Origin of the sequence: Micromonospora sp. NBC_00821 (assembly GCF_036347035.1) — a bacterium.
In the GTDB taxonomy this organism is placed as follows: Bacteria; Actinomycetota; Actinomycetes; order Mycobacteriales; family Micromonosporaceae; genus Micromonospora; species Micromonospora hortensis.
Genome location: NZ_CP108880.1, coordinates 4,439,166 through 4,458,464, shown reverse-complemented (window position 1 = coordinate 4,458,464; position 19,299 = coordinate 4,439,166). Strand labels below are relative to the sequence as shown.

General features: G+C 69.9%; 16 protein-coding genes. 6 read left to right on the top strand and 10 right to left on the bottom strand.

Annotation, left to right across the window (positions count from 1 at the left end):
* The first annotated feature begins 124 nt into the window (after positions 1-124).
* Complete coding sequence (locus OHB44_RS20390) at positions 125-748, top strand: hypothetical protein (RefSeq protein ID WP_330437882.1); 624 nt, start codon at positions 125-127, stop codon at positions 746-748.
* Between the two features lie 46 nt (positions 749-794).
* Here the strand turns inward: OHB44_RS20390 and OHB44_RS20385 are convergent, their stop codons facing one another.
* A complete protein-coding gene (locus OHB44_RS20385) occupies positions 795-2,420 on the bottom strand; it encodes a glycoside hydrolase family 43 protein (RefSeq protein ID WP_330437881.1) in 1,626 nt (541 codons plus the stop codon).
* A gap of 242 nt (positions 2,421-2,662) precedes the next feature.
* Between OHB44_RS20385 and OHB44_RS20380 the strand changes: the two genes are divergently transcribed.
* A complete protein-coding gene (locus tag OHB44_RS20380) occupies positions 2,663-3,643 on the top strand; it encodes a LacI family DNA-binding transcriptional regulator (protein ID WP_442932706.1) in 981 nt (326 codons plus the stop codon).
* Positions 3,644-3,672: 29 nt separating this feature from the next.
* Here OHB44_RS20380 and OHB44_RS20375 read toward each other — a convergent pair whose 3' ends face one another.
* The 5 genes from OHB44_RS20375 to OHB44_RS20355 form a co-directional block, all read right to left on the bottom strand.
* Positions 3,673-3,975, bottom strand: coding sequence for a hypothetical protein (locus tag OHB44_RS20375; protein ID WP_330437879.1), 303 nt, complete (start codon positions 3,973-3,975; stop codon positions 3,673-3,675).
* Positions 3,976-3,994: 19 nt separating this feature from the next.
* A complete protein-coding gene (locus OHB44_RS20370) occupies positions 3,995-5,146 on the bottom strand; it encodes a WXG100 family type VII secretion target (protein WP_330437878.1) in 1,152 nt (383 codons plus the stop codon).
* Positions 5,147-5,148: 2 nt separating this feature from the next.
* Positions 5,149-5,463, bottom strand: a complete 315-nt coding sequence (locus OHB44_RS20365) for a type VII secretion target (RefSeq protein ID WP_330437877.1) — start codon at positions 5,461-5,463, stop codon at positions 5,149-5,151.
* Positions 5,453-5,851 carry a YbaB/EbfC family nucleoid-associated protein gene (locus OHB44_RS20360; RefSeq protein ID WP_330437876.1) on the bottom strand — a complete coding sequence of 133 codons (399 nt, stop codon included), beginning with the start codon at positions 5,849-5,851 and terminating at the stop codon, positions 5,453-5,455. The genes OHB44_RS20365 and OHB44_RS20360 overlap by 11 nt, the downstream gene beginning before the upstream one ends.
* Positions 5,852-6,008: 157 nt before the next feature.
* Positions 6,009-6,716 (bottom strand): SanA/YdcF family protein, encoded by a 708-nt coding sequence (locus OHB44_RS20355; RefSeq protein WP_330437875.1) that lies wholly within the window; start codon positions 6,714-6,716, stop codon positions 6,009-6,011.
* 900 nt (positions 6,717-7,616) lie between these two features.
* Between OHB44_RS20355 and OHB44_RS20350 the strand changes: the two genes are divergently transcribed.
* Complete coding sequence (locus OHB44_RS20350; protein WP_330437874.1) at positions 7,617-8,063, top strand: hypothetical protein; 447 nt, start codon at positions 7,617-7,619, stop codon at positions 8,061-8,063.
* 550 nt (positions 8,064-8,613) lie between these two features.
* On the opposite strand, the gene OHB44_RS20345 is transcribed toward OHB44_RS20350, so the two are convergent.
* Complete coding sequence (locus OHB44_RS20345) at positions 8,614-9,948, bottom strand: extracellular catalytic domain type 1 short-chain-length polyhydroxyalkanoate depolymerase (protein ID WP_330437873.1); 1,335 nt, start codon at positions 9,946-9,948, stop codon at positions 8,614-8,616.
* Positions 9,949-10,388: 440 nt separating this feature from the next.
* On the opposite strand from OHB44_RS20345, the gene OHB44_RS20340 reads away from it, so the two are divergent.
* Positions 10,389-12,449 carry a cellulose binding domain-containing protein gene (locus tag OHB44_RS20340; RefSeq protein ID WP_330437872.1) on the top strand — a complete coding sequence of 687 codons (2,061 nt, stop codon included), beginning with the start codon at positions 10,389-10,391 and terminating at the stop codon, positions 12,447-12,449.
* A gap of 81 nt (positions 12,450-12,530) precedes the next feature.
* Here the strand turns inward: OHB44_RS20340 and OHB44_RS20335 are convergent, their stop codons facing one another.
* Positions 12,531-15,290: an AfsR/SARP family transcriptional regulator gene (locus tag OHB44_RS20335; RefSeq protein ID WP_330437871.1), complete on the bottom strand. Its 2,760-nt coding sequence runs from the start codon at positions 15,288-15,290 to the stop codon at positions 12,531-12,533.
* 147 nt (positions 15,291-15,437) lie between these two features.
* Between OHB44_RS20335 and OHB44_RS20330 the strand changes: the two genes are divergently transcribed.
* Both OHB44_RS20330 and OHB44_RS20325 read left to right on the top strand, forming a co-directional pair.
* Positions 15,438-15,815, top strand: a complete 378-nt coding sequence (locus OHB44_RS20330; protein WP_146766342.1) for a hypothetical protein — start codon at positions 15,438-15,440, stop codon at positions 15,813-15,815.
* On the top strand, positions 15,812-16,189 hold the full coding sequence (locus OHB44_RS20325) for a hypothetical protein (protein WP_146766340.1): 378 nt from the start codon (positions 15,812-15,814) through the stop codon (positions 16,187-16,189). The genes OHB44_RS20330 and OHB44_RS20325 overlap by 4 nt, the downstream gene beginning before the upstream one ends.
* A gap of 118 nt (positions 16,190-16,307) precedes the next feature.
* Here OHB44_RS20325 and OHB44_RS20320 read toward each other — a convergent pair whose 3' ends face one another.
* The gene (locus OHB44_RS20320; protein WP_330437870.1) at positions 16,308-18,662 is read right to left on the bottom strand and encodes a VWD domain-containing protein; all 2,355 of its coding nucleotides are present in this window, start codon (positions 18,660-18,662) and stop codon (positions 16,308-16,310) included.
* On the bottom strand, positions 18,659-19,261 hold the full coding sequence (locus OHB44_RS20315) for a hypothetical protein (RefSeq protein WP_238683895.1): 603 nt from the start codon (positions 19,259-19,261) through the stop codon (positions 18,659-18,661). Before OHB44_RS20315 ends, OHB44_RS20320 begins: the two co-directional genes overlap by 4 nt.
* Positions 19,262-19,299: the final 38 nt, after the last annotated feature.

Below are 19,299 nucleotides of genomic sequence, written 5' to 3'. Positions count from 1 at the left end.
GCGAGAAAAAGACGCCCAAAAAAGAAGGGAACTCGGTGCCCGGGACGCACAGATAGAAGGCGTAAGCAGTGCCGCGTTCCGGGCGAGACGGCCCGGGACGGCACCGAGACGCAAGGAGCGTTCCATGGCAGTCGACCTTCGCCGTACCCGGCCGCTGTGGGCCACGGCCGCCGCCGTGCTGTCCGCCGCGGTCCTGTCCGCCTGCGGCAGCGGCGGTGGCGCCGACCCGGCCGCCGCGCCCGCCCCGAGCAGCGCCGCCCCGAGCAGCGCCGCCACACCGACCGAGGTCGCGCCCCCGCCGATCAAGGGCAAGCTGCGCGGGTACGCCACGGTGCGGCAGCTCAGCGACACCGCGGACCTGGTCGTACGCGGTGAGGTCGAGGCGGCCGGATTCCGGGTCGACGAGGTGCTGCGCGCGACGACCGGATCGACAGTGCGGGCCGGGGCGCGGATCAGGCTCGCCCCGCTGCCCGACGGCGTGCCGGACATGGCGCACATGTCGAAGCTCGAGGCCGGCCAGGTCGTGGTGCTCTACCTCGCCCAGGACCCGGCGGCCCCGACGTTCCGGACGCTCAGCGGCGACTTCGGCGTGTTCGACGTGACCGGGTCCGACGCGGAGGCCGTCGCCACGACCCGCTCGCAGACCATGGCCGTCAGCGGCCTGAACGCCGAGGACCCGGCCGCGTCCGGCCACGGTTTCCGCACCACCCTCGGCCAGCTTCGGGCCGTCGCCGCTCAGGCCAGGTAGGACGAGTGGGCACGCGGACGGCACCCGCCGAGTGCCGTCCGCGTGGTCACTGTTCCCGGTAGGTGGCGAGGTCGAAGTCGGCGTGCACGCCGTCGCCGCCCAGGTCCTGCACCCACAGGCCGAGAAACGCCCCGGTGAAGCCCCACGCCGCCGGCTCGCCGTCGATGATCAGCGCGGCGTGCTCGTCGGACAGGATGGTCGCGTCCAGCTCGACCGGTAGCCGCTGCCAACCGACGCCGAGGTCGTAGTCGAAGCGCACCGCAGGCCCGTCGAAAACGGCCCGCAGGCCGACCCGCGTGACGCCGTCGACGTCGACTGTCAGCTCCGGGTACGCGGTGCGCCGCCCGTTGTCGGAGCTGAGCAGCTCCAGCACCGTCCGGCTGTCGTCGGCCCGGGTCAGGTAGAGGTGGTGCCAGTTGAGCGTGTTGTAGTAGGCGGTGATCCCGGCGAGCTGACGGTGGTCGGCCGGTTCGAACTCCACAACAGTCTCCAGCGAGCACTTCCGTGCGCCGACGCGTCGCCCGACCAGGCTGGGTGCCTGTCGACCGACCGGCGACTGCCCGCCGTGGACCCGCAGGTACGACGGGCGGGTGTGTAGGTCGACCCAGTCTGGGGTGGCTGGTCGACGCAGCGTCGACCAGCACCGGCCCAGCTCGGGGGCGTCGAAGTGGTCCGTCTCGGGCTCCGCCGGCCAGGGGTGCGCGGGCAGGTCGGGTGCGATGACGTCGTCCGCGGGCACCCCTCCGGCGATTCGCGGCCAGCCGCCCGACGGCCACTCGACCCGCTGGATCGCTGTCTCCCGACCCAGCACGCAGTTGCCCAGCGGGGAGTATGGGCGGCCAACCAGGTGGGCCAGGTACCACTCGCCGTTCTGCGTGTGGACCAGGCTGCCGTGACCCGCCTTCTGCAACCGCAGGTCGGGCCGTCCGAAGGAGGTGAGCAGTGGCCCGTGCGGGTCCACCTCGTACGGTCCGAACAGCTCCCGGGACCGCGCCACGGTGACCTGGTGCTCCCAGCTGGTGCCGCCCTCGGCGGTGATCAGCCAGTACCAGCCGTCGTGGCGGTACAGGTGCGGACCCTCGGTGACACCGACCGGGGAACCGGTGAACAGGATGCGGGGGCTGCCGACCAGACGGCGTGCGGCCCGGTCGTACTGCTGGATCTCGATGCCACCGAAGCGGTCGCGGCCGGGCCGCCAGTCCGCGCTCATGCCCAGCAGCCAGGTCGTGCCGTCGTCGTCGTGGAACAGCGCCGCGTCGAACCCGCGCCCGTGCAGCTTCACCGGATCGGACCAGGGGCCGGTGATGTCCTCGGCGGTGACCAGGAAGTTCTGCGGATCCCAGTAGCCGCTGGCGAAGCTGGCCACGTCGCTGTAGACGAGGTGGAACTGACCGTCGTGGTACGTCAGGTCGGGCGCCCACACCCCGTTGGAGTCGCCGCATCCGCGCAGATCGAGCAGGCGCCTCTCGGTGATGACCCCACCCAGGCTGCGCCAGTTCACCAGATCGCGCGAGTGGTGCACGAGGACGCCCGGATACCACTCGAAGGTCGAGGTGGCCAGGTAGTAGTCGTCGCCGACGCGCAGGATCGACGGGTCCGGGTGGAACCCGGCGAGGACGGGATTGCGGATCGACCGGGTAGCGGTCGCCACGTTAGCGATGTCGGTCGACACGAGCACTCCTCTGGACGGGCTGTCTGGAACTTCCGGAAAAACATCGTCCCGGATCACTGGAAGCCCTGCTTACGCTAGCCGGTCTTTTCGCAATAGGACAGAGGTCTTGACCGCTGGGACAACAGCTCGTAGCGTGCCGGCCATCGATCATCATTACCGGCGAAGCATTGAAAGTTTCGGAGATCCATAGCTCCGCAGGGGGGACCGTGGGCACGGAGAACGGCCGAAACGTCACCATCGCCATGATCGCGCGGTTGGCCGGAGTCTCCGTGCCGACCGTCTCCCGGGTCATCAACGGCCGCTCCGACGTCGCCCCCGACACCCGGGAGCGCGTCGAGGCGCTACTCAACCGGCATGGCTACCGCCGCCGCTCACCGTCCCGGCGTACCGACGCCGCCCTCATCGACCTGGTCTTCAACGACCTGGACAGCCCATGGGCCGTGGAGATCATCCGTGGGGTGGAGGACGTCGGCCAGACCAGCGGCGTCGGCACCGTCGTGTCGGCCATCCACTGGCGCATCTCCTCGGCCAAGCAGTGGCTCGACAACATGCGTACGCGCTCCACCGAGGGAATCATCTTCGTGACCTCGATGGTGAACCCACCGTTGCAGGCCGAGCTGCGCCGGCTCCACCTACCTGTCGTCATCATCGACCCGGCCGGGGTCGACCCGCAGGAGTCACCCACCATCGGCGCCACCAACTGGGCAGGCAGCCTCAGCGCCAACCAGTACCTGATCAGCCTCGGCCACCGCCGCATCGGCTTCATCGCCGGCCCGCCGCACCTGATGTGCAGCCGGGCCCGGATGGACGGCTACCGGGCCGCCCTCGGCGCCGCCGGGATCCCCATCGACGACGCCCTGATCCGCCCCGGCAACTTCTACCACGAGGCTGGCTTCACCGCGGGTACGCAACTGCTGGCCCTGCCCGACCCGCCCACCGCCATCTGCGCCTCCAGCGATCAGATGGCGCTCGGCGTCTACGAGGCGGTCCGCAAACGGGGTCTGCGGGTGCCCGACGACGTCAGCGTGGTCGGCTTCGACGATCTGCCGGAGGTGCGCTGGTGCTCGCCACCACTGACCACCGTCCGGCAACCTCTGGCCGAGATGGGCATGCTGGCCGCGCGGACCGTGCTGCGCCTCGCCAGCGGCGAGAGGACCGAGAGCCCCCGGGTCGAACTCGCCACCGAGCTCATCGTCCGCGACAGCGCCGGCCCGCCCCGCTGAGCGGCGTAGTCTGTCGCGTAACGGAGCCGTCAATCAAGTACGACGAGGCGACCGGTTCGCCCGTCGAAGTACTCGACATTGCACCGACCTGCGAGTTCTGCGGCGAGTCGGCGGGCTAAGTCATGCCCTTCGGCGTAAAAGTCCGCCTCCTGAGCTGTGGTGGGAAATCCAGACGATGCCGGGTCCGCATGGTCCAGGGTGTCGTCGTAGGTCTGCGCCCACTGCAAGAGCGAACTCGTCAGATTGTCGGGGATGGGCAGTTCGGCCGGGTCGATGTTGTCCAACCCGCTTGACCCGGTCAACCACGTCGGATAGCTCTCATAATCCGCCATGACCCGCACAGTCCCAGCGTTAACGTCCAACTGGGTTCGCCCCCACGATGAATCCGTTGTTTCCGACGGAGACAGCGAGCTTATACGTCCTGCCCTCGAAGAGCACCTCATAGATCGGACGTGTCCTTTGCGTCCCAACCACCTCACCCCGCGTCACGGCGGTGAACACTAGATCAGGGATCTTCTCCTCCGGCACGCCGACCTTCGCGAAGTCATCGGCGTGCCGGCTCGTGATATGGGCGAGACCGGCACGATCATTGCCGGTCTCCAAGAAAACGATCTTCCCGTCGCGATTACGACCGATCGCGACTATCTGCTCCGGGTTGTGTTTGATCCCTGCCTGGCTGAGTTCGTCGAGTAGCTCCTGTCTCTCGCCTCGGCCGGGTCTTGGCTTCGGCGTTCCGCTGTCGCCGGCACCAAGCTTCTTCAATGCCTGCTTGAGCTTCTCGATGAGTTCGCCGAGCCGGCGGATCAACGGGATCAGCTGTCGCAGGCTTGCCAGCAGCCCGCGCAGCATTCGCGCGATCCGCGCGCCCCACGACGCCACCAACGTAGCCACCTGCTCCACCACCAGCGGGGCGGCGAGTCCGCCGGTGAGGAGGAGCTCGCCCGCGTACACGATGAGACGGGAGACGCAGGTGGCAATAGCGTCACGAACCAGGAGCCGGACGGCGGCGACGAGGCCGGCTGCGCCTTCGGTGATCGCGGCCAGGGTTTCGGCGCCTTGAGCGAGGCCGATGATGGCCTGTTGCTGCTCGCCGGCCCAGTTCCGGTAGGCGAGTCCGGCGCTGCCGCCCCAGGCGGCGACGTCGTTGCGGACGGCGGCGGCAAGAGCCGTGACCTCCTCGCGAAGTGAGGCCGCGACGTTGCGCCAGGTCTGAGCGTGGGCAGTGATCTCGGCGGGGTTGCCGGCGAGCCAGTCCAGGGCCTCGCTGAGCGGTTTGACGTGTTCGATGAGCCAGGCGATGCCGTACTGGAGTAGGGCACCGACCGGATCGGAGACGAGGGCGAGGGCGTCGAGGCCGGCGCTGACCACGCCAAGGCTGCCGTCGATCCAACTGCCGTTACTGATCCCTTGGGCGATGAGTTCGATGTCCTCGCAGATCCAGATGCCGGCCCACGCGCTCGGCGATGTGTCGGACGCCGTAGCGATGAGCGGGTTGACCGTCATCACTAGCTCCGTGTTTGACGCAGAAGCTGTTCAGCGCTGGCGTCCGAGGCCCGGTACCGGTCCGCGCTGGCGCGCAGTCTCTCGGCGGTGTCGTGCACCGATCCGACGGCGCCCGCGATGCCGTCGACCAGGGTGCGTTGCAGGCCATCGAGAAGGAGAGGCATGATCGCGCAGAGCTGCCCGTACGCGTCGGCGCTCATCTGGACGTGATGACCGGCCTGGCGCGCGACGTCCAGGCCGTCAGCGTTGCGCTCGATGTGAGCGGCGTGGGAGGTCAGGTCGCCTGGGTCGACCTGGAAGCCATCATCATCGGGCATCTGGCGGGCCTTCGTCCGGGCCCAGGCGGCGCTGATAAGAGTCGACAATGGCCTGACCGGTAGGGTCGCCGTCACCAAGGATCTTCGTGGTCGTGTCGGTGAGCCTCTTCAACAGATCGGCGTGGGCGGCTCTGGTGGTCGCCATGATCTGGCGGGCGGTCTGGGCCGAGGAGCATTGCCGGATGCGTTCATCGAGCCGCAGGCCAATCAGCAAGCCGCTCGCGTTGACGGTTACCTCGACCGAACGATCGGGGCTGGTGGCGGTGCCGGTGAGTGCCTGCACCTGTGTGGACAGGGCCTTTGCGTGGGCGGCCCGATCAGCCATCGATGTTTCCCACTCATCGAGGCGGCGCCCTGCGGCGTCCAACGCGGCTTCGTCCGCCCACATGCCGACCCCCCGATGGCATCGGCGGCCATCACCGCCATGTCATCGCCACGTTACCAATCGGTGGTGCTGCGTGCCGTCCCCGGATTGCATCGGCCCCTTCGAGGTCTTCGGGCCGACAATGCCACTGTTATCCGTCGACTAGAAGCCGCGCCCGCGTTCAGCCGACGCGCAGAGCGTCGTCGACGCCCGTCTCCCGGCGGCCGAGGTGCGCCGGATCCCGACCGGAGAGCAGCTCCAGCGCTGCCTTCACGCACGCGCCGTTCTCCCGGGAGGAACTGAACCACCACGTCTGGGCGTACTGCTTCGCGCTGTCGTCTCCCACGCCGTTGGCGTCGATGCCGAGGCGCCGGCACAGCGCCACGGCGCGCGGAAGGTGGAAGGTCTGGGTCACCACAGTGGCTTGCCGCACCCCGAAGATCCGCTCGGCCCGCGCACACGAGTCGTACGTGTCGAAGCCGGCGTAGTCCGGCACCACCTTGTGCGCTGGCACACCCCGCTCCACCAGCCAGTTCCGCATCGCGGCGGGCTCGTTGTAGTCGGCGTTCATGTTGTCGCCCGACACGAGGATCGCCCGCACCTTGCCGGTGTCGAACAGCCGCCGCGCGATCTCCAACCGGGCGGTGAGGACGGGTGAGGGCGTGCCGTCGGCGTCCACCTTGGTGCCCAGGACCAGGGCGACTGGGGCGTCCGGCACCTCGGCCTCACCGTAGAGGTGGCCCTCCGCGGTGTCACGGATCCACGACACGCTGGCCACCGTGCCGCCGGTCAGCACCACGATCCCCACCGCGAGCGCGACGACTGTGCGACGGACCAACCGCCGTTGCTCCCCGTACCACCGTCTGGCCGCACCGAATCGTCCCCGCATGCCGCAAGGCTATTCCGCCCGCGCTCACCTCTGTCGTCGGCGTCCTCTCGACCTGATGCCGCAGCCGAATCAACGGTCGAGCATCGGGACCCTGTGCCGCCGGCCTGTTCCGACGACCGACCGTCACGCCCTGCGCCGCATAGTAAGTCGTCTTTCCGACTAACCCGCGGCTCAGCGACGTGCATCTGCTTCGGTATCCGGGTCACGTGTCCATGACCCGACGGGAGGGCAGATGGTTGCGCCACACGAGACGACGCCGTGGGCGGTGTTGGATGGCGCGAAGCAGCATCGAGTGCCGCTGCGCCAGCGGACGTCCTCATGGGCCGGCCGTCAGCGTGGCCGGCGCTGGGAGGACATTCACAATCTGACCGACGAGGGCGGCTCATGAGTTCACGCCTGCCCGTTGGGCCCGCCTGCGTGAACTGTGGTGACGCCGTCCACGGCAGGGCCAACACGCGTCACCGCGGCCCGGACATCGCCTGGTACGCGCACTGCCCTCCGTGCGCGGCGCTGGTCGTGGACCAGATGGAGCCTCTCGGCCTCCTTCCGGCCGACAGCGGCGTCGACATGTACCGGTGCCGGAGCTGCGGCAACCACCGGATCTGCCGGAAGGGGTGGCGGACCCGCTGCCACATCTGCCTCGACGAGCGATCCTCGGGTGCCACGCTCGACATGGGTCGGGAGGTACTTTCCCGGCTGTCAGCGGAGCCGGTACTGGCTCACCAGGTACGCCAGTTCGCCGATGTGGCAACCGATGACGCGGTCTCACCGCGCGCCGCCGCCGAGTTCCGCGCCGCGGTAGCGCTCGGGAATGATCTCGACCGCCGCCGCGGCGATGGCTGGACTGATCTGGCCGGCGACGTCCACGGCCTTCCCTGGTACGGGCAACGGCGGCAATCCATGTCCCACGGGACCTGGGGCGTCCACCTCCAGTGCGGGTCCTGGCAACGGCTGACGGGCCCGGGTAAGGGCTGCGTCGCGTGTCCGCCGGAGGCCGATGACCGGTCGTTCACCGCGTTGCGGGACACGCCCTACCTGCTCTACCTGGTCAAGCATCGCGGGCTGCTGAAGTTCGGTGTGGGTGGGACGCCGAGGGTGCGGAAGCATCTTCGGGCCGGTGCCGAACTGTTGGAGGTCGTCGAGGGCCGACACGCTGACGTCATCGCCGCAGAGGCGATCCTCAAGCGCCGTAAGCGGGAGGCTGCGAAGCCGCTGCGGGCGTGGCGGACCCGGCGGATGCCGAACAGCTTTGGCAGGGGCACCGAGGTGGTTCGCACCCGCGTGCGGATCCGGTTGACGGACGTCCTGCCAGACGGTCTGGATGTCACCGACCGTTTCGTTCGATAGCCGCCTCCTCGGTCAGCGGGTGGTCGAACTGTCGTCGCGGATAGTTCCGTTGCGGCAGTGCCGGTGAGCGGTAACCGCTCCGGAGCGGCGGCAAGGACGGTTGTCTATGGACAATCGCTCGCTGTTAGCGCTAACGTGACGGACAGTCGTCGATCCTTGACGGACTTCGGGCCGCTGTGACGGAGCTGTCGCCATTGGCCCGAGGCGTGCTGGACGACGATCGTGGCGTGGGGCGGGTGGCACGTGGCCGGCGCGAGACGGCCCGAGACCACCATCGGGCGACCCGCGCGTCACGCGGCCGAGGCATGAACGGCCACCGGGATTCCAGGGCACCAGAGCAGCCGGAAAGTCGTGCGCCGACAACCGGTTCCGCTCACCTGCCCAGCGGACGCCGATGGGCAGGAGTCCGTACCTGGGCCGCCCTGATGGCGACCGTCGGCCCCCGCCCTGGCCGCCGGGTCGCGTCCCGCTGTTCGGAGTCCGGGCCCGAGCAGCGGGACGCCACCCGCACGAGCAACCGACGGGGTACGCCGAGACGTCGGTCAGCGCGTCAGCTTCGGGTCCACCGCTGGCTGTTCGTGCCGTTGCAGCTCGACAGCACCGTGGGGGTGCCGTTGGCGGTTCCGGCGGCGTTGGGCGTCAGGCACAGGCCGGACTGCACGCCGGTCACAGTGCCATCGGTGTTGACGTTCCACTGCTGGTTGGTGCCCCCGTTGCAGTCCCAGATGATCACGCGGGTGCCTGGCGAGGTCCCGGCGCCCTCGGCGTCCAGGCACTTCGTGCCGTACACCTGGAGTTGTTTCGCGGCGGTCGAGGTCCACTGCTGGTTGGTGCCGCCGTTGCAGTCCCACAACGTCAGCTGGGTGCCGTTGGTCTGCGACCGCGACGGGACGTCGAGGCAGCGGTTGGCACCGGTGTTGCGCAGTGGCGCGGCAGCTCCGCCGGGTGGTGGGGTGGTGGGGCTCGTGGAATCGAAGCCGAGGAACCGGATGGCCTGGGCGGCGTCGAACGGGATGGAGTGGCCGTACCCCTGGAAGCTGATCGCTTCGACGGGCGCCGTGCCGCCGGTGCCTCCGTACCGGGTGCGGGTGGCGCTGGTCTGCGGGGAGTCGGTGAAGCTGGGGGTCTGCGACACGCCCTGCACGTTGGTCCACTGCTTGATCTGCTCGCCGAAGTTGACGTAGCTCAGCGTGGTGTCCGTGGTGCCGTGCCAGATCTGGAACCGGGGACGCTTGCCGGAGTAACCGGGGTAGGCGTTGCGGACCAGGTCACCCCACTGCTGCGCGGTCCTGACGATCCGTCCGCCGGAGCACTCGCTGTTCCACTCCGCGCCGTTGGTGGTGGCGAAGCACCCGAACGGGACCCCGGAGGAGCTGAACCCGGCGTGGAACAGGTCCGGGTAGAGGCCGACCATGACGTTCGTCATCATCGCGCCGGAGGAGAAGCCGCCCACGCCGATCCGGTTGGCATCGACCGGGTAGCGGCTGCGGACGTGGTCGACCATTGACTTGAGGCCGACCGGGTCGCTGCCGCCGTCACGTCGAAGGGCCTGCGGTGACGAGACGTCCCAACACTTGCTGCTCCGGGTCACCGACGGGTAGATCACGATGAAGCCGTAGCGGTCGGCGAGGGTGCTCAGGCCGAAGCCGCTGTGCACCGCCGGACCGCTGCCGGTGCAGTAGTGCAGAGCGAGGAGCAGGGCCGGCTGGGTCGCGACCCGATCCGGCACGTACAGGTGCATCTGGAGGTTCGTCGGGTTGGTGCCGAAGTTGGTCACCTGGGTGAGCGTCGCGGCCGACGCCGGGGTGGCGACCGTGACCACGGCCGTCGTCGTCGCCAGGGCCGTCGCCAGCGCGGCGGCCAGCAGTGCGATCCTTGATCTCATCGGCGGTTCCTCTTGTCGTGAGTCGGGGACCCGGCGGCAGCGCGGCGGTCGGTGGAGGCGGTCGACGACGGCGCCGGTTCAGCCCGAGGCGCGCGACACCCGCATCGACTGTGAGCGATAACATGCCGTTCGTCAAGCCGTAACGTATGACGTCTGCCGGTGAGTGTCAGTGGGCCTCGTTCAGGGCGCGGCGAGCGCGGCGAGGACGGCGCCTGACACACCTTGAGATTGCCGAACCGGCAGTGCCATTGTGGTACGTCGATGAAGAGCCGCGCGCGGGGCTGACGTCCGTCCACTGGGCAGCCGGGATCCAGATGTGATCTTCGGCGGACGGTGACACAAGCGATGGACCAACCAGGGTCCGCCGTCCACGAGATCGCCCGTCACCGCGTCGCACCCTGACCGGCCGGGCGGCTCATCTGCGCGAAGGAACCCCGCCCATGCGTAAACCGAAGACCCGAACAGCACTCCTGACGGGCCTGCTGCTCGCCACGAGCGCGCTCGCCGGCGTCAACCCACCGACCGCCAGCGCGGCGGCCGACCCGGTCACCGTGACCGTCAACACCCGCGCCGGTCTGGCGACAGTGCCGGACACCGCTCTCGGCGTCAACCACGCCATCTGGGACTCGAACCTCGGCACCGCCGAGACGTCGGACCTGCTGCGCGATGCTGGCGTGCAGATGATGCGCTACCCCGGCGGCTCGTACGCCGACATCTACCACTGGAAGGACCACACCGCGCCCGGCGGCTACGTCGCGCCGGGAACCGACTTCGACACCTTCATGGCTGCGGTCCGGCGCGTCGGCGCGCAGCCGATGATCATCGCGAACTACGGCACCGGTACGCCCGCCGAGGCCGCCGACTGGGTGCGGTACGCCAACGTGACAAAGGGCTACGACGCGCGTTACTGGACCGTCGGCAACGAGAACTACGGCAACGGCCACTACGGGTCCGCGTGGGAGGCCGACGACCACCCCGACAAGAGCGCGACGCAGTACGCGAGGTTGGTCGTCGAGTACGCCGACGCGATGAAGGCGGTCGACCCCAGCATCAAGGTCGGAGCGGTGCTGACCATGCCGGGCAACTGGCCGGACGGGATCACCGCCGGCAGCGACCCGGGCCCGTGGAACCAGACAGTGCTCTCCATCGCCGGCCCGAAGATCGACTTCGTGGACGTGCACTGGTACCCGGGCGGCACCGCCGCCGAGTCGCTGGCCCGCGTCAACCACCTCCCCGACGCCACCTACCTGCTGCGGCAGCAGCTCGGCAGGTACGCCGGCGCGAACGCCGACCGGATCGGCATCAGCTTCACGGAGCTGAACGTCGACGCCGGCCGGAACACCCAACCGGCCGCGCTGTTCCTGGCCGACGTCTACAGCGGTCTGCTGGAGAGCGGCGTCTTCACCGCTCACTGGTGGAACGTGCACAACGGCATGGGCACCGTGACGCAGGTGGCCGGTCAGACCGACTACGGCGACTTCGGGATGCTCTCCAGCGGGGCCTGCACCGAGGACGGCTCGGTCTGCCAACCGCCGCTGAACACACCGTTCGCGCCGTACCACGGGCTGAGCATGATGAAGCTCTTCGCGAAGACCGGCGACCAGTTCGTTCGCGCCGGCACAGACGAGCCCCTGGTCACCGCTCACGCCGTCCGCCGGAGCAACGGTGACCTCGCCGTGCTGCTGGTGAACAAGGACCCGGACAACGACCACCCGGTCACCATCGACTACGCCGGGTTCACCCCGTCGGGCGTCGCGCCGACGGTGTCCACCCTCACCAATGGCGCCACCGGCATCGTCACCAGCCAGTCCGGCTCGGCGACCAGCCGGACGCTGCCGGCGTACTCGTTGACAACGCTGGTGCTGCGCCCAGCCGGCGCGACGGCCGGTCGGCCTGCGGCACCGGGCCAGCCGACCGCGAGCGGTGTCACCGACCGCGCGGCGACGATCACCTGGCCGGCGTCCACCCCGGGCGCCGACCCGATCGCCAAGTACGAGGTGCACCGGCAGCACGGCGCGGTCAGCGAGCAGCTCGGCGAGACGACGACCACCTCGTTCACCGTCGACAACCTCGTGCCGGGCAGCAGGTACACAGTCAACATGCTGGCCCGCGACACCGCCGGACGGGTCTCCTGGGCCTCACCGCCGCTCACCTTCGCCACCGGCAGTCCCGCCGCCAGTGCGTGCACCGTCCGCTTCAGCGCCAACAACGACTGGGGTAACGGCTACATCGGTGGCGTCGAGATCATCAACAACGGGTCCAGCCCGATCAACGGCTGGACGCTCACCTGGACCTGGCCCACCGGTTGGCAACAGGTGAGCAATGGTTGGAGCGCCACCTGGGAGCAGGTCGGCACCGCTGTGCGGGTAACGCCCACCACCGACAACCGGCAGATCGCCGCCGGCGGCACCGTGAGCGCCGGCTTCGTCGGCGCGTACGGCGGGCCGAACGTGCTGCCCACGGCGTTCACCCTCAACGGCACCATCTGTAGCACCGGCTGACACCACAGTGGTGGTCCGGCAGACCCTCTCGTCTGGTCGGCCGGACCACCACGTGCCACCGTCCGACCGGCGGGCGGGGTGTCACGGCGAGCCGGCGCTGTCGAGTCGACGGCGCAGCTCGGCGATCTCCACCGGATTGTCCTCGGTGAGCTGGCGCAACGCCCGCAGCCAGGTGCCCCGGGCCGCCTCGACGTCACCCGCGTCGTGCAGGACGTCGCCCAGCCGGGTCAACGTCTCGGCCACGCCCCACCGGTCATCCGACTGCTCGTAGAGTTCCAGCGCCCTGCGATAGCAGACGCAGGCCTCGTCGGAGTCACCCCGCTGGTGGTGGACGTAGCCGAGGCTGTCCCAGGTCTTGGCCGCTCCGGTCAGGTTGCCGACCTCCTCGTGCAGAGCGAGAGCGCGCCGGCAGTGGTCGGCGGCCCGATGGTTGTCGCCAAGGCGGGCGTGATCCCAGCCGATCGCGTTGAGAGCCTTCGCCCGTCCGACCAGGTGACCGACCTCGCCGAAGAGGATGAGGGCCCGCTCGTCGCACTCCAGCGCCTCCCGGTGCTGACCCTGCCCCTCGTGCACCCAGCCGAGGTAGAGCGCGACGTACGCCTCGCCGGCGAGGTCGCCAAGCCGCCCGAACAGCTCGCCGGCGCGCCGCAGGTGGCCCAACCCGTTGGTCACCTCGCCGAGCTGGTGCAGCGCCAAGCCGAGATCGCGGTGGCCGTGTGCCTCCCCGACGAGGTCACCCGCCCGCCGCGCCGCGGTCACGGCGGTGCGCTGGGCCGAGGCCAGATCCGTCCATCGGGACAGCCTGCTGAGGTAGGTGGCCACGGCCCAGGCCAGCCGCCAGGCGTGACCGTCCAAGTCGGATTCGGCGGCCTGGTCGATCGCGGCGAGGAGCACGAGCCGTTCCGCGTCGAGCCAAAGCTGTGCCTGCTCGCTGTCGGTGAACGAGGCGACGGCTGTCCCGGCGGCCGGCGGTGGCAAATCGATGCGGTCGCGATGCGGCTCGATCGTCAGCGCGGCAGCGTGAGCCCCGTGCAGCCAGTGGTCGTACAGCCGGCGCACAGCGGATGCCCGTTCGCTGTCGTCCAGCAGCTCGCCGGCGTACGCCCGCAGCAGGTCGTGGCACGCGTAGCGATCCGGACCGGTCAGGTCCACCAGGTGGGCTCCGAGCAACTCGTCGAGCGGCTCACCTACCTGCTGAACGGGAAGCCCGACGAGGCTGGCCACCGCCGGCAGGCTGACGTCCGGGCCGGCGTACAGCGCGAAGAGGCGGAACAGCGCGGCCGCCGGCGCGCTCAGCGCCCGGTAGGACGCGGCGATGACCGACCGTACGTCGGCAACGGCGTCGCGGTCGGCCAGGGCGTCCAACCCATGGTGGTGGTCGGCGAGTTCGTCGGCCAGGTCCTGAAGCGACAGGGCCGGATTCGTGGCGGCCCGGGCCGCCACGATCGACAGGGCGAGCGGCAGACCGGCGCACGCCCCGACGATGCTGCCCGCCGCGTCAGCCTCCGCCGAGAGCCGGTCCCGGCCGAGCCGGCCGGCGAGGAGGTTGAGGGCCTCATCCCGGCTCAGACAGCCGAGCGGCAGAGGACGGAGCCCTTCGGTCGCCACCAGGCCCGACATCTGATTCCGGCTGGTCACCAGTACCGCGCAACCGGCCGAGCCGGGCAGCAGCGGGCGGACCTGATCGGGATCCCGGGCGTCGTCCAGCACGATCAGCATCCGTCGGTCGGCCACCAGGCTCCGATACAAGCCGATCTGGGAGTCGAGATCGGCCGGCACAGCGGTCGGGGCGACGTCGAGCGCGTCCAGAATCGCACGTACCGCGCCAGCCGGGGTCATCGGCGGTTCGGTGGGGTGGAAACCGCTGAGGTTTACGAAGAGTTGACCGTCCGGGTACCGGTCGAGGTGGGTGGCTGCCCAGTGCAGCGCGAGCCAGGTCTTGCCGATCCCGCCGGTGCCGCTCACGGCCACCGCGGTACCGGTCGTCCCACCGCTCGTCAGCAGGGCCGCGTCGAGCTGCGCCAGATCATCGGACCGGCCGGTGAACGACCCGGACGGCATGGGCAGTTGTCGGGGGACAGGTGACCCGGTCTGCGGCGGGTCCGCCGCGACCTCCGGCGCCAGGATCGACCGGTGCAGCTGCTGGAGATGCGGGCTGGGCTCCACGCCAAGTTCCTCGACCAGCAGGTCCCGAAAACGCCGGTAGTGCTCCAGCGCCTCGGCCGACCGGCCGGCGCCGGAGAGCGCGAGCAACATCTGGCCGGCCAGGCGCTCGTTCAACGGTTGCCCCGGCACGAGCCGCGACAGGTCCGCCAGAATCTCGTCGTGGTGGCCGACCCGCAGCGCCGCATCGATGCGCTCGAGCTCCGCTGTCAGCTTCTCCTGCTCCAGATCCGTCCGCACGGTGTCGAGCCAGAACGCGTCCAGCCCGGAGAACGGGTCGCCGCGCCAGAGGCCGAGTGCCTTGTCGAACAGGGCGAGGCGGTCGTCCGCGGACCGCTCGGCGCGGGCCTCGTCACGCAGATGGCGGAAGCGGTGCAGGTCCACCGCCATCTCGTCGACGGCCAGCAGGTAACCACCGGACCGGCGCGTGATCGCCGCGTCGGGAACATCGGCCAGGTTGCGGCGCAAGCGGTACAGGTAGCCGTAGAGGGTGTCGCGGGCGCGCTGCGGTGGGCTCTCACCCCAGACCCGGTCGATGAGCTGGTCGACGGAGACCGCCCGGTTGACGTCGACGAGCAGCGCGGCCAGGACGCATTGCTGTCGGGCATGCCCGAGGGTGACCGGGCGATCGTCGACTGTCGCCACGACGTCCCCGAGCAAACCGAATCGCACCGCCACCCGCATCTCCTCACCCAGGCGCCGTCTATGTCTTACCCCGGTTCCACCAGCGGATACCAGGTCCGTCCCAGACCGGCCCCAGACCCGACGTCGATAGTCGATCGGGACAGCCCAGGACGGGCTGGCAACGAGATGGAGGAGAACGACATGGGATGGCTGAAACGACCACTCGTCGTGGTCGCCACGACCGCGGCGGTCCTGGTGGGCACGGGCGGCATCGCACAGGCCGGCACCGACCGGGTTGCCACGGTGTCCGGCGCGAAGGTGACGTTCACCAGTTACGGCGACTCGTTCTCGGTCTGCGACACCGAGACCGACGGGTTGAACGTCTACAACGAGTACAAGTACATCCGCAAGGACGGCACTGTCCAGCGCGACCTCGAGTACAACGGCCTCGGAAGCGGGACCTGCGCCTCGTACGACCACAACTTCGGCGAGGGCCGCAGCGTCACCTTCCGTGCCTGCCTCGACATGCCGGGAATCATCCCGGATCCCTGCAGCAACTGGGCGGTGGGTGTCGCATGAGGACGCTCGGAAAACTCAGTGTGGTAGCCGTCGCCGCGACGGCGACGATCCTCGCGACCGGAACCAGCGCGTACGCCGGGACCGACGCGGTGTCCGAGGTCACGGGCTCGTCGTCGCGGTTCATCAGCTACGGAGACAAGTTCGAGAACTGCGACACGTCCTCGGACGGCCTCATCTCGTACGTCGCGTTCGAGTACGTCCGCATCGACGGATCCCTACAGACCGGCTCGCACTACAACCCGGGAAGCAGCGGCGACTGCTCCCAGTGGAACCACAATTTCGGAGAGGGGCGCACCGTCCGGTTCCGCTCCTGCGTGGACCAGCCGGCCTGGGCCACCGACACCTGTGACCGGTGGCGGAGCGGGGTCGCCTAGCGCCGGGTGACCTGGGCGTCGACCACAACAACAGGTCACTGCCCCGCGCGAAGGACGCTCAACGGCCCGTCCCCGACCGATGCCCGGTCGGGGGCGGGCCGGCCGGCGGACGGCAGGTTCAACCGACCTGACGGACGGTGACGGTCGCCGAGCCGGTCTCGTCGGCCCACGGGTCCAGCACGAGCGTGTACGTGCCGCGCTTCGGCAGCGGACCCGTCTCGAACCGGCCGGACCCGCCGATGACGCAGCCGCTGCCCATCGCGTCGCCGTCCGGGCCGGTCAGGAGCAGGACACCGCACCGGTCGGGCAGGCTCCCGGCGGTCACCTCGACGGTGACGCGTCGACCCGCGTCGGCGGGAAACCTCAGCCGGCTCACCGCGCCCGGTCGGCTGACCGTCAGTGTGGCGGCCCGGCCGTCGGCGACGGTGTCGGCCTCGTCGTCGTGCGCGTCGCGTAGCCGCACGTTCGCCGAGCCGGTGTCGGTGGAGGTCCCGTCGACCTCCAGCACGTACCGGCCGGTGGCCGGCAGGACGAACCCGTCGACATGCCCCTGGCCGCCGATCACGCAGCCGCTGGTCACCTGTTCACCGGCCGGGTCGCGCAGGCGCAGCAGGTTGCACCGGTCCGGCAGTGTGGCGTCGGTGACCTGGACGAAGACCTTCTGACCGGCGCGGCCGTCGAAGGGCAGGCGGCTGATCGCACCCGGTTGGGCGAGCGTCGCCCGGACCGGGGGCCCGTCCAGCGTGAGGGTCTTCTCCTCGTCGGTCACCGTGACGACCCGTACCGTCGCTCGACCGAGGTCGGCATCCCACGGGTCGAGCACCACCTGATGGTCGCCGGTGGCGGTCAACGTGGTCGTGTCGATGAATCCGATGCCGGAGATGACACATCCGGTCGCCAGTTGACGGCCCTGCGGGTCGAGCAGCAGCAACACCCCGCAGCGATCCGGCACGGTGGCGGCCGGCACCTCCACGAAGATCTTCTGACCGGCCCGGCCCGGCACCTTCATCGCCGCCGTGGCGCCGGCCCGGGTCACCGCCAGGTCGACGTCACCGGCAGCGGGCAAGTCGCGCTGCGCGCGGGCGGCGTCCTCGGCGAACGCCACCTGCCCGGTGAGGCCGACGTCGAGCACACAGTCGGCGAGGATCTGCGGATCGGTGACACCGGCCCGCCGGCAGACGAGTTCGGCGGTGGCCCGGTTGGGCAGGTCCCCGACGGTGAGCAGCCGGTCCGGGAAGCGCCGATCGGTGAACGTGCCGGTGTTCTGCCCCGGCTCGTAGTCGAACAGCGACAGTTGCGCCTCGACGCGCCAACTGTCGGCGAAGCCGGGGTACAGCGCCTCGAACGTGGGCGGCTGCGCCACCCGCTTCCCGCCACGCACGGCCAGGTCGTCGCCGGGGTCACCGTCGTGGTCGCCGAGCAGACCCTCCAGCGTCCCGGCCCGTGCGGTGGGCGCGCTGACGCTCACGCTCAGCCCCCACACGCCGATCGGCTGCGCGGTCAGTCGGGCACCGTCCGGCCACTCCACAGTCACCGTGCCATCTCCCCAGGTGGTGACGGTGCCACCGCGCGCCAGCTTCACCCCGTCGGGCGCGGACACCGGCGCGGCGCCGTTAACCCGGACCGCCGGGCCGTCGGGTGTGACGTACACGCCGACCCGGTCACCGGCCACCCGCACCGCGACGGCCGAGTTGACGGCCACCACCGAGCTGGCCGGGAACATCGTCTGTCGTACCTGGACCTCGAAGTCGTCTGTCGTCGAGCGGGTCAGCACGAACTCCCCGGCGGCCTGGAAGTCGTACCGCAGGCCGTCGTAGGTGAGCAGGTGCGGGTCGCCGTTGCTGTTCGCGCACCGGTAACCCTTGCCGATGACCGAGATCGAACAACCACCACCGCCGGCAGGTCGGGGCTTGGGCCGGTCGCAGTCCTTGCCGTTCGACGGCAGCTTCACTCCGCTGTACGTCGTGCGCAGCGGCACCCCCACGGCCTTGCGGTACGCGTTCTCCGCCAACACCGCGTGCACCTCGGCGGGGTCCACGGTGCTCGCCTGTTGACCGCCCTGCGTGCAGAACTGGCCCCGGTCGGTGTCGTTCACCTCGTCGAGGGCGTGGTTCATCTCGTGGATGAGGGTGGCGCACTGGTCCTCGGTGAAGCCGGAACCCTCGTCGTCCAGCTTCCGCCCGTCGTTCTCCGGCACCCAGTTGATCTGTACGTCGCTACCCGGGACGTATGTCGTGGTGCTGCTCTCCGAGCCGAGGATGGGTCTGCGTACCTTGATCTTCTTGCCGGAGCGTTCCAGCTCGTCGAGCACGGCGCCGTTGCCGGAGCCGCGGATCTGTCCGACGCAGCCCGCGTACTCCGTTTGCAGGTCGGCGTTGACGCTGACCACGGCGGACGCCGCCTGTGGGGCGAGCAGCACCAGGACGCCCGCCAGCACAACGCCCATTCGCACCCGGCTCCGCAACCCGGTCACCCGCCCTTCACCTCGAACGCGACAGTGCCCTGCTCGGCCGTCGCGGCGCAGGCATCCGCCGGCACACCGCGCAGCGGCGCTCGCAGGTAGCCCAGCACCAGCCGGTACGCCCCCGGTTGGTCGACCGGCCACCAGGTCACTGTGGCTCCACCCCGCCCGTCCGGCGCGCTGGTGGTCAGCGCCGCGCCGACCGGGCTCTGCGGGTCGCTGCCCAACGTCAGCTCCACCGACCCACGCGGCGGTACCTTCACCAGGTTCTCCACCAAATACGCGGTGAAGTCCCGGTAGTAGGCGGCGCCGCCGACCGCGGGGGCCACCGCCGTGCCGTCGCGGGTCAACGACATGACCGTCACCGCCCCGTCCGGCACCCGACTGAGTTGGCACTCGGCGTCGCGGTTGTTGACCAGTTTCAGCCGCAGACTGATCTGCTCACCCACCCGGTACGACGGTTGGCCGGCACTGACGGTCAGGCCGACCGTCGCCGTGCCGCCGCTCGGGGCCGCTGACGGGCGCGACCGTCTGCACCCGACCGTGGTGGCCATCAGCAGCAGGGCGAGACCGCCGGCGAGCACCGCCGTCCCTGCGCGGGGTACGCCCATGGGCCGCGAGCCTCCTCCGGGTGCCGAGGGTCGGCACA

Bases quoted from the DNA above. Each gene is read 5' to 3' on its own strand.
- OHB44_RS20380 (WP_442932706.1), top strand. From the start codon at position 2,663: ATGATCGCGCGGTTGGCCGGAGTCTCCGTGCCGACCGTCTCCCGGGTC.
- OHB44_RS20370 (WP_330437878.1), bottom strand. From the start codon at position 5,146: ATGACGGTCAACCCGCTCATCGCTACGGCGTCCGACACATCGCCGAGC.
- OHB44_RS20340 (WP_330437872.1), top strand. From the start codon at position 10,389: ATGCGTAAACCGAAGACCCGAACAGCACTCCTGACGGGCCTGCTGCTC.
- OHB44_RS20325 (WP_146766340.1), top strand. From the start codon at position 15,812: ATGAGGACGCTCGGAAAACTCAGTGTGGTAGCCGTCGCCGCGACGGCG.
- OHB44_RS20355 (WP_330437875.1), bottom strand. From the start codon at position 6,716: ATGCGGGGACGATTCGGTGCGGCCAGACGGTGGTACGGGGAGCAACGG.
- OHB44_RS20350 (WP_330437874.1), top strand. From the start codon at position 7,617: ATGTCCCACGGGACCTGGGGCGTCCACCTCCAGTGCGGGTCCTGGCAA.
- OHB44_RS20315 (WP_238683895.1), bottom strand. From the start codon at position 19,261: ATGGGCGTACCCCGCGCAGGGACGGCGGTGCTCGCCGGCGGTCTCGCC.
- OHB44_RS20390 (WP_330437882.1), top strand. From the start codon at position 125: ATGGCAGTCGACCTTCGCCGTACCCGGCCGCTGTGGGCCACGGCCGCC.
- OHB44_RS20365 (WP_330437877.1), bottom strand. From the start codon at position 5,463: ATGCCCGATGATGATGGCTTCCAGGTCGACCCAGGCGACCTGACCTCC.
- OHB44_RS20345 (WP_330437873.1), bottom strand. From the start codon at position 9,948: ATGAGATCAAGGATCGCACTGCTGGCCGCCGCGCTGGCGACGGCCCTG.
- OHB44_RS20330 (WP_146766342.1), top strand. From the start codon at position 15,438: ATGGGATGGCTGAAACGACCACTCGTCGTGGTCGCCACGACCGCGGCG.
- OHB44_RS20360 (WP_330437876.1), bottom strand. From the start codon at position 5,851: ATGTGGGCGGACGAAGCCGCGTTGGACGCCGCAGGGCGCCGCCTCGAT.
- OHB44_RS20375 (WP_330437879.1), bottom strand. From the start codon at position 3,975: ATGGCGGATTATGAGAGCTATCCGACGTGGTTGACCGGGTCAAGCGGG.